10 protein-coding genes are annotated in these 8,580 nt (G+C 32.8%); 6 read left to right on the top strand and 4 right to left on the bottom strand.

Going from position 1 to position 8,580, the window contains the following annotated elements:
- The 6 genes from AN619_RS04335 to AN619_RS04310 form a co-directional block, all read left to right on the top strand.
- Positions 1-210, top strand: a 210-nt coding sequence (locus tag AN619_RS04335; protein WP_157064892.1) for an IS3 family transposase, incomplete at its 5' end; no start/stop codon positions are given.
- Between the two features lie 567 nt (positions 211-777).
- Entirely contained in the window at positions 778-2,853 is a 2,076-nt protein-coding gene (locus AN619_RS04330; protein ID WP_068555262.1) for a type IV secretory system conjugative DNA transfer family protein, read from the top strand.
- Positions 2,854-2,908: 55 nt separating this feature from the next.
- Positions 2,909-3,208 carry a transposase gene (locus AN619_RS04325; protein ID WP_068555261.1) on the top strand — a complete coding sequence of 100 codons (300 nt, stop codon included), beginning with the start codon at positions 2,909-2,911 and terminating at the stop codon, positions 3,206-3,208.
- 32 nt (positions 3,209-3,240) lie between these two features.
- The gene (locus AN619_RS04320) at positions 3,241-4,107 is read left to right on the top strand and encodes a S1 RNA-binding domain-containing protein (protein ID WP_068555260.1); all 867 of its coding nucleotides are present in this window, start codon (positions 3,241-3,243) and stop codon (positions 4,105-4,107) included.
- A 14-nt stretch (positions 4,108-4,121) separates the two neighbouring features.
- On the top strand, positions 4,122-4,937 hold the full coding sequence (locus tag AN619_RS04315; RefSeq protein WP_068555259.1) for a hypothetical protein: 816 nt from the start codon (positions 4,122-4,124) through the stop codon (positions 4,935-4,937).
- A 64-nt stretch (positions 4,938-5,001) separates the two neighbouring features.
- Positions 5,002-5,514 carry a hypothetical protein gene (locus AN619_RS04310; RefSeq protein ID WP_068555258.1) on the top strand — a complete coding sequence of 171 codons (513 nt, stop codon included), beginning with the start codon at positions 5,002-5,004 and terminating at the stop codon, positions 5,512-5,514.
- A gap of 85 nt (positions 5,515-5,599) precedes the next feature.
- Here AN619_RS04310 and AN619_RS04305 read toward each other — a convergent pair whose 3' ends face one another.
- The 4 genes from AN619_RS04305 to AN619_RS04290 all read right to left on the bottom strand — a co-directional run.
- Positions 5,600-5,893, bottom strand: a complete 294-nt coding sequence (locus tag AN619_RS04305) for a type II toxin-antitoxin system RelE/ParE family toxin (RefSeq protein WP_068555257.1) — start codon at positions 5,891-5,893, stop codon at positions 5,600-5,602.
- A gap of 6 nt (positions 5,894-5,899) precedes the next feature.
- Positions 5,900-6,289, bottom strand: coding sequence for an AbrB/MazE/SpoVT family DNA-binding domain-containing protein (locus tag AN619_RS04300; RefSeq protein ID WP_242867325.1), 390 nt, complete (start codon positions 6,287-6,289; stop codon positions 5,900-5,902).
- A gap of 740 nt (positions 6,290-7,029) precedes the next feature.
- Positions 7,030-8,118 (bottom strand): DUF2325 domain-containing protein, encoded by a 1,089-nt coding sequence (locus AN619_RS04295; RefSeq protein WP_068555256.1) that lies wholly within the window; start codon positions 8,116-8,118, stop codon positions 7,030-7,032.
- Between the two features lie 252 nt (positions 8,119-8,370).
- The coding region (locus tag AN619_RS04290; RefSeq protein ID WP_157064892.1) for an IS3 family transposase at positions 8,371-8,580 on the bottom strand (210 nt) is incomplete at its 5' end.

Below are 8,580 nucleotides of genomic sequence, written 5' to 3'. Positions count from 1 at the left end.
AAGGGGTGTCCCTATGACAATGCCAGTATAGAAAGCTTTCATGCAATATTAAAGAAAGAATGTGTATACCTGAATACATTCATAGATCATGAACATGCAAAATCAGTATTATTTCAGTATATAGAAGGGTTTTATAATAGAAAACGAATCCATTCATCAATTGATTATATGACCCCAGAGCAATATGAGAATATGTGTAGAGCAGCATAGCTTGCTTTAGATTTTAAGCCTGAGGGAATACTAGCCAACCCGTAGGGCTTGCCCTTGATAAACTAATGAATAAATGCTAAAATAGCTTGTTCCGAAGGCTGTATATAGCTTGCTTTGAGTTTATCGCCTTCGGGTAAAAGCCAGGGTGCATTTATGAATAGTTTGTCAAGGGTGGCGGTAGTTGAAATAAAAAACTTAAATTTGTGTCCAAACTATTGACATAGATCCAATCTTACAGCTTGGCGTTCGCCTGCTTGTTAATATGCTTGGGGATATTTAATGTTTCAAATAACTTGATGTATCTGTGGATTAACGTCCTTTCTGCCCTTGGTATGATACTAAGCATATATAATACATTCTTTCAGTTTATTTTCAGAAAAATCGCCCCTATCTATGTAGAAACAGTTGCAAACCCATATAGCTATATCAATTATACAGTTGAAGGAGCCATTGGCTCATATAAAATATTCATGTATATTGTGTTAGTTATTTTGTTTTTAACTTGGCTAAAATACACACAAATTGCAAGGCATAACATGATAGAAATATAAAGAAAGGGGGTTTTCCATGGGGCAACTCGTCCTAGGAAAGTCAACAACAAAAGGGGAATATGTAACCGTACCAGAGATAGATCGCTTTGGCCACATGTTAATCGTTGGGCCTAATGGAAGCGGTAAAACATCAAAAATTATCAAGCCCTGTATTTGGCAAGACCTATTAGACATAAAAAGAAAAAAGAAAAGATATGAGGATTTTATAAAAAAAGAAACTGAAAAAGCCAATAGGGCAATAGAAGCAATTAAAGCCAGAAACATTAGTTTGGAAGAAAAATTAGAAAAAATACAAAAAATCCTAGATGCAAAAGAAAAAAGCATAAAAGAGATTAATCCCCAAGAATATAAAGCTGGACTATCTATAATAGAACCAAAAGGGGATTTATGCGAAGATGTGGTAAAGATGTGTCAAACCCTAGACCTGCCCTATATATACATAGATCCTTTAAATCCGAATACTCATAAATTGAACATTATGCAGGGAGATCCGGATATAATCGCAGAGAGTAACCGTACAGTATTAAGAAACCTGTTTGGGAAACAAGAAGCCTTCTTTGCACAAGTGCAAGAAACAACTGCAAGAAACACAATTCTTCTTTTAAAAAAAATTCTAGGCGACAAAATCGATATCATTGACGTTATCAGGGCCTTAAGAAGTGAATCACATATGATGAGTTACCTGAATGCCTACCGAAATCGATATGGGGATGATGATTTGGTTGAATACTTCACAACAGAGGTTTTCGGTACGCTTAAAGACAAATTCTATCAATTTGCTCTGGGATTAAGACAACAATTGGAGGACATAGGACAAAACAGATACCTGCAAAGAGTATTAATAGGAAATAGCGATATAGATTTAGATAAGCACCTAGAAGAAGGAGGAATCCTAATCGTTAATACAGCTATGGGAACACTAGGGAAACTAGGAGATGTATTTGGGCAATTTGTTATGAATCACTTGCAAAATGCAGTTTTCAGAAGGCCCGGGAATGAAAAAACAAGGCCGTATCATTATCTCTGGGTAGATGAAGCTCCAAGATATATAAATCCAGACCTAGAAAGATTATTGGCAATAGGAAGATCCTATCGTTGCAGTACCAACCTAGCGGTACAAACCACTGCACAATTGCAACTAGAAACAAACAGGCTATTTGATCAAGTTGTTCTGACAAACTGCAAAACAAAAATAATATTTGGTGGCCTTCCAGCGGACGAAGCAAAGATATTTGAAAAAGAGTTTGGAGCCGACAAAAAAAACATAAAGCAATATACATATCAGTATAATCAAGTAGTTCCCATGCCGGCACTTTTGCCTAAGTCATATCGAGCTTCGGAAAAAGAAGAAAACCGATATACATATACTGAAATCATGGAATTACAATCATGGCAAAAGGAAGCAGAAGCCCTGGTCAAATATACGGCATACGGTGCAATCCAACCGCCGGAAAAAATTATAACAAGTTTAGGGGATTACAGCAAACTTCCGGATGAATTTATAGAAGATGAAAAAAAGGTACAGAAGCTTGAAAAAATAAAGAAAGCTAAAAAAGAGGTTATAGAAAAAGCAGAAACATGGCTTCAAAAACTCATAAAAAAGCAAGAATTACAGCTAGGCGACCATCCAACTAAAGAACAAAGCAATGATAAACTTCCTGAAACAGTCTTTACTGTAGAGCAACTTGTAAAACCAGAGCAACCTATTAAATTTGTAAAAGTAGCAGGCTCTGAACAGCCAAAAGAAGAAAAACAAGTTGAAACACCTGTAGAAACATCTTCCTTAACAAAAAATATAGAAATAGAAAAAGAAGAAGAAAGAATTGAAAGTCCGTATGTTTTTATCAGTAAAAAACAAAGCAAGGAACAAAACAAAGTAAAAGAGGAGGAAAAAGCGATAGAAAACTCACAAAATCTCAAAAATCCTGAATCACAAGAAGATAAAAAAGACGAAACCAAGAACCAAACACAAGCAGGTGAATGCCTAGATGAAAAACCATCTAAAACATCAGTCCATCCGGCAGCCAATTCTCCTTCTCCTGCCCCCCCGAAAAAAACAGAAACAGAAGAAGACAGTGAATGGTTTGGATAAAAAACTAAGATATATGATTTAAAAAGTATTCGGGGAACTAGAAAGGGAGAAAAAAATGAAAAAGAAAGTCGTAAAAAAAAGAAAAAGATATACCCTAGAATATAAGCTAGATTGTATAAAAAAAGTTGTCAACGGAAATGAAAGTGCTATCAAAGTGGGACTAAAGCATGGCATATCCCCAAGTCTTTTGAATAGATGGGTCAGAGAATTTAAAAAATCTGTTGTTGAGAAAAAATTACGGGGTGAAAGTATTCTAAAAATAGGGCAGGAATATGAAATACAACCTCAAAAAATCTGCTGTTGGGTAAGGCAGTATGGATTTCAAAAGCATAAAGAAAATTTTTTTGATAAATAAAATACACATGATAAAAAAGGGAGGAATTATATATGTCTGATACAAACATCATGAATTTAATTCATGGAGAAGGTTATACAGGACAGGCAAAAAAGATTTTTGGTCAAGACAGTTGGCAAGACATATATGCTGCATATCAAAATAAGCAAATCGCACAAGAAATTGTTATAGGGATGGAAAAGCACAGTTTAGGTCAAGAAATTCTAAATTGCTTAGTAGTAGGCTTTTCTGGAGGAATAAAAGGATTAATTCCTGAACAAGAAAGCGGATTTGAAGGAAAAAAACAAGATGTGGCAAGAAAGATGAGAAAGCTCATTGGCCAAACAGTAATTTTTAAGGTTAAGGTAATAGACAGAGAAAATAATCTTGTAATACTATCCCGAAAGGAAGCGATCAATCATCTAGCATCTATAACTTGGAAAGATATTAAAGCAGGCGACATACGAACTGCAATCGTAAGAGCTATTAATCCATATTCTGCGATCATTAACGTAGGCGGAATCGAAACAATTTTACCTATCGGTGAAATAAGCCATGGGTATGTTAAAGACATACGGGATCATTTGAAGGTCGGTGATGTTTTTGACGTTAAAATCTTAGAAGCAGATAAAGAAAAAAACAAGCTAAAAGTAAGTTTAAAAGCCCTGCTGGAAGATAGCTGGAATGAGGTAACGGAAAAATATGTTATAGGAAGCGAATATCTTGCTACTATAACAGGTGTTGCAGAGTACGGAATATTTACACAGCTAGAATCAAACATTTATGCTCTTTTACCCCTGCCCAAATCAGAAAAAGTAAGAAAAGAACTCAAAGAAGGAAATAAAGTAATACTAAGGATCCGGGAAATAGATACAGAAAAGAAACATATTCGAGGAAAACTTATAGCCGTTGTGGGCTAATAAGGGAGAAAAATATGGATACAAAAAAGAAAAGTCCGCTGGCAGGTGGAGCAGATTGGGAGATTCAATATACTATCATAGATCCCAGATGGCAGGGATTAAAGAAGATTGTTGAGAATAATATCCAAACAAGAGATATTCAGGTTGCAAAGATTATAGATGTTTGCAAATTTCTAACGGGAGTACAGGTCAATTTAACTACTTATTGGTTTGGCAAAAGCAACTTGAACCTGAAAAATAGGCTCAATTATCTGGTGCGAACTTCCTATCTTGTAAAGCATACAATTATCAATAAAAAAACAAATTATTCGTTCCCTGTATATACAACAGGTATTGCAAGCCAAGAAGATCTGAATAAACCCTATCAGCATAATTTTTATACTTCATATACCATAGGGCAGGTTTTGAAGATGCTTAGTGCTAACCAATTTTTTATAAAGCTAACTCATGTAGCCCATGCAAAGATCAAGCATAATATAATGCTTCCCTTCACAGCAGAAGTGGAATATGTTTTGAAAAGAGAAGGCACCCCAAAAGATAGGGAAAAAATCAAGAAAATAAAGATTATAAGCGTAAGAGATTATCCCCATGACATAGTTGAAATTAAAAGGCAACTGCCAAAGACTGAAATTGAAGAAAATGAAAAAGTTTTAGTAATATGTCATGATGAAGATTCTTTGCAAGAAATATCAGGGTGCATACAAGATCAAAAAGAAAAATATTGGCTGACAACAGATGAATCCCTGTTTAGAGGGGAGCTATGCAATGCAATATATACTCTATCACAAAATAACTGCATTAAAAAAGAGATGATTCAAGAGTTGCAATAAAGTATGTCGGTCTATTCGGCATACTTTATGTTTATATTTTTCTATTGAGATAGGAGAGGAAATTATGTTTGATGAAAAAATACCAGAAATTGAATTAACCACCGGGAAGTTTGTTGAAATTTGCATAACACAAGACGAAGTCGAAAAAAATGACATTAGATATATAACACAAATTATACAACAATTAAAAGAACTTAAAACACAGGCAAGGCAAAAAATAAAGATCGTTTTTTCCGGATGGGAAGAAGAAAACAAGGAAATATATGAAATTGAAGCTATAAGAAAATGGATGTCAAATGTTTTTGAAGAATATCCGTATATGTTCTACTTTTTAACCAATGTAGATGATCATGCCAAAAAGATCCTATGTTGCATCTCTGACTATGAGCAAATTACAATAGAAAAAAATGAGATCGACAGACTAGCATATGATGAAACTACAAAAATTATAAGGACTGAAATTCAGCTTAGTAAAAAATTAAAGGAAAAATTACTGTATTCTATACTAGACTATTGCAGAAGTATAGAGGAAAAAGATGCTGTAATCATGCATGTATCAACTCAACTGTTTTTTTAAAAAAATAAAGAGCTAAGTCAGGTTAGTTCTAAATTTTAACCGGGACTTAGCTCTATCTTTTAAACTGTTTGAAATTGTTAGTAGGTTAGCTATTGATATATTTTTTGATAGTATTCCAAAAATTTTCTCTGGTTCCAGCCATTATAACAATAATGATATTCCCATTTACTTCTGTGATGGTATAGGCTATTTCATAATTGGTCCTGTTGTAATATACATCATAGCCGTATATCCCGGCCAGATCCCCTCTTTTTGCTTCACCAATATAGGGATTTTCTCTGATTTTCATTATTGCTTCTTGGAATTTCCTTTTCAAATTTTTGTCTTTAAGCTTTTTGAAATACTTCTCGGCAGGGGGTAAAAAATCAATATTATACATGTAATGCTAATCCTCCTTGCCAAAAATTGCAGCCATTTTTACATCACCTGTACCCTGTAAATTCTGTGCAGCGGCATTGGCTTCGGCAAGAAGCTTTTCTACAGCAGGTCTAACCTTTTTATTCATTTCTTTAAATCTTTCTAATAACTCGTTTCCTTCATATCCTTGGCTAATCAGATCTTCTAGGATTTCAGTAGCAAATTCACCACCAGTTGGTCGTACAGCACGAATTATTAAACAATCTCCTTCTAAGAAACATTCAACTTCCTTTTCAATGCCTAATTTTTGATAGAAATCAATAGGTATAGTTATTTGTCGTTTAGCTGAAACGCTAATTTTTTTTGATTCCATAAAATCACTCTCCAAAAAAGATGATTTGAGTGCTAAATTGAGCATAATAATGTCCTCCTAATACAATGATATTCTATTATCTAATAAAATATACAAGATTCTTTGATTCTTTGAAATTTGTTTCCTTGATTTTATTATAGCATTATAAACTATGATTTTCTAGTACCATTAAGGTAAATTTAAGGGAAAAAAACGATTTGGTAAAAGCTTAGCCAATAAAGCACCTGCAAAATTATTAACTATATTAGACAATAAATTAAAATATCTTGGAGAAACGCTTATAAAAGTTAACACAAAAGAAGTAAAAGTAAGTCAATATAATCACCTAAATCTTGAGTATAATAAAAAGAAATTAAGTCAACGCTGGAATGACTTAGACGGAATAAAAATACAGAGAGATTTATATAGTGCATTTTTAATACAGCACGTCAATGATGATTTAAGTAGTATTAATCAAGAAGAATGTATACGAGATTTTGAGAATTTTAAAATTCTACACGATAGGGAAATTAAAAGGCTAAATAATTATGAATTAAGTCAAGCGTTAAAGAATATAATATAAGTCTAATATTATAAGGTTTTGAAGCGAGCCTATGCTACCGCTAATTTGTTCGTAGGAACAATTGGTAGCGGAAGTCTAACGGAAGCCAATTAATGGTACTATACTTTCGGGTTAGTACAGAAGTTGGAAAGTACGTTAGAACCTGCTGGCTTTAGCCACGCAGAGCTTCAGATCAGAGAAAGATTTCTTGAATTATTTGTAAAACAAAAAAAGATCCAAGGAATCAATCCTTTTGGATCTTTATTTTTTTTACTAATTCATATTTTACTAAATCAACTGCTGTGCTGCTGATATATCCTATTGTTATATTATTTTTTTTGCAATAGTTCATGATTTTATAATAGGTACCATGATTCATGTAACCTGTATATAAAAACACATAATCAACATCATGAAGTATGTGAATATCAAAATTTTCTTTATTTCCATCAAGAAATTTAAAACTAGCCGGCAATTCTTCCTGTAGTTTTTTTCTCCAATTTTCATGTCCGCCAACTATCAGGGCTTTTACATGAGGTATTTTTATTTCCTTATCAATTGCATTGTATACTGCTGCATTTTCATTTCTTCTTCCTAAGTCAAACATTGTTTCTCTTAATGCAAATAATTCTTTTTCATTTTCTTTATATTCTTCCAGCTCTTGTTTAAGCCCATCAATTTCTTTTTCCATTTCAACAATTCTTTTTTCAAGACTTTTTTTGTATTCATTTCTTAATCTATCGTTTTCGCTTTTAAAACTTCCAATCTCTTGTTTTAATTTTTTATTTTCTGTTTCATAGTAACTTACCTTATTTTCAAGGCTTTCCAATTCTATATATAATGTTTCTTGATTGTTTTTGAAGTAATATTTTTTAGCATCTTTAAAGGCTTTTAAGCTCATTCTAAGCATAATACCAGTTATTAAAAATTTTGTTGACTCAATAAGGTTTTGATTTCTGTATAGCAAAAAATACAAGCTGATTATCTCCTCAATTTCTTTTTGAGTTATTGTAAGATTTTCTGTTACGGAAGTATAAATCAATTCCTCTGTATCGAAAATGAAGGTTAATGCATCCGTATGTTTTTTAATTTCAGGGTCTTGTATATCAAAGATACTCCATGGAAAAGTAATCGTAGTGTATCTTTCAAATATTCTTTTCTTAATATTTTTTGCTTTTTCCTTTATGTTTTCTTCTAAATTTTCATAACAAAATTTCTCAATTTTATTATCTATTTTATATTTTTTATCATTTGAATAATATTTTAATCTATCATAAAATACTTGCAGAGAAAATCGATAAACCCTATCATTTGTATCAACTTTTTTATCCATATAATGTGCTAAAATTAGTGCAATGGATCTATGTCAATAGTTTGGACACAAATTTAAGTTTTTTATTTCAACTACCGCCACCCTTGACAAACTATTCATAAATGCACCCTGGCTTTTACCCGAAGGCGATAAACTCAAAGCAAGCTATATACAGCCTTCGGAACAAGCTATTTTAGCATTTATTCATTAGTTTATCAAGGGCAAGCCCTACGGGTTGGCTAGTATTCCCTCAGGCTTAAAATCTAAAGCAAGCTATGCTGCTCTACACATATTCTCATATTGCTCTGGGGTCATATAATCAATTGATGAATGGATTCGTTTTCTATTATAAAACCCTTCTATATACTGAAATAATACTGATTTTGCATGTTCATGATCTATGAATGTATTCAGGTATACACATTCTTTCTTTAATATTGCATGAAAGCTTTCTATACTGGCATTGTCATAGGGACACCCCTT

The sequence above is a fragment of the Thermotalea metallivorans genome (assembly GCF_001562415.1).
Lineage (GTDB): Bacteria > Bacillota > Clostridia > Peptostreptococcales > Thermotaleaceae > Thermotalea > Thermotalea metallivorans.
This window is presented reverse-complemented; position numbering and strand designations above follow the sequence as displayed.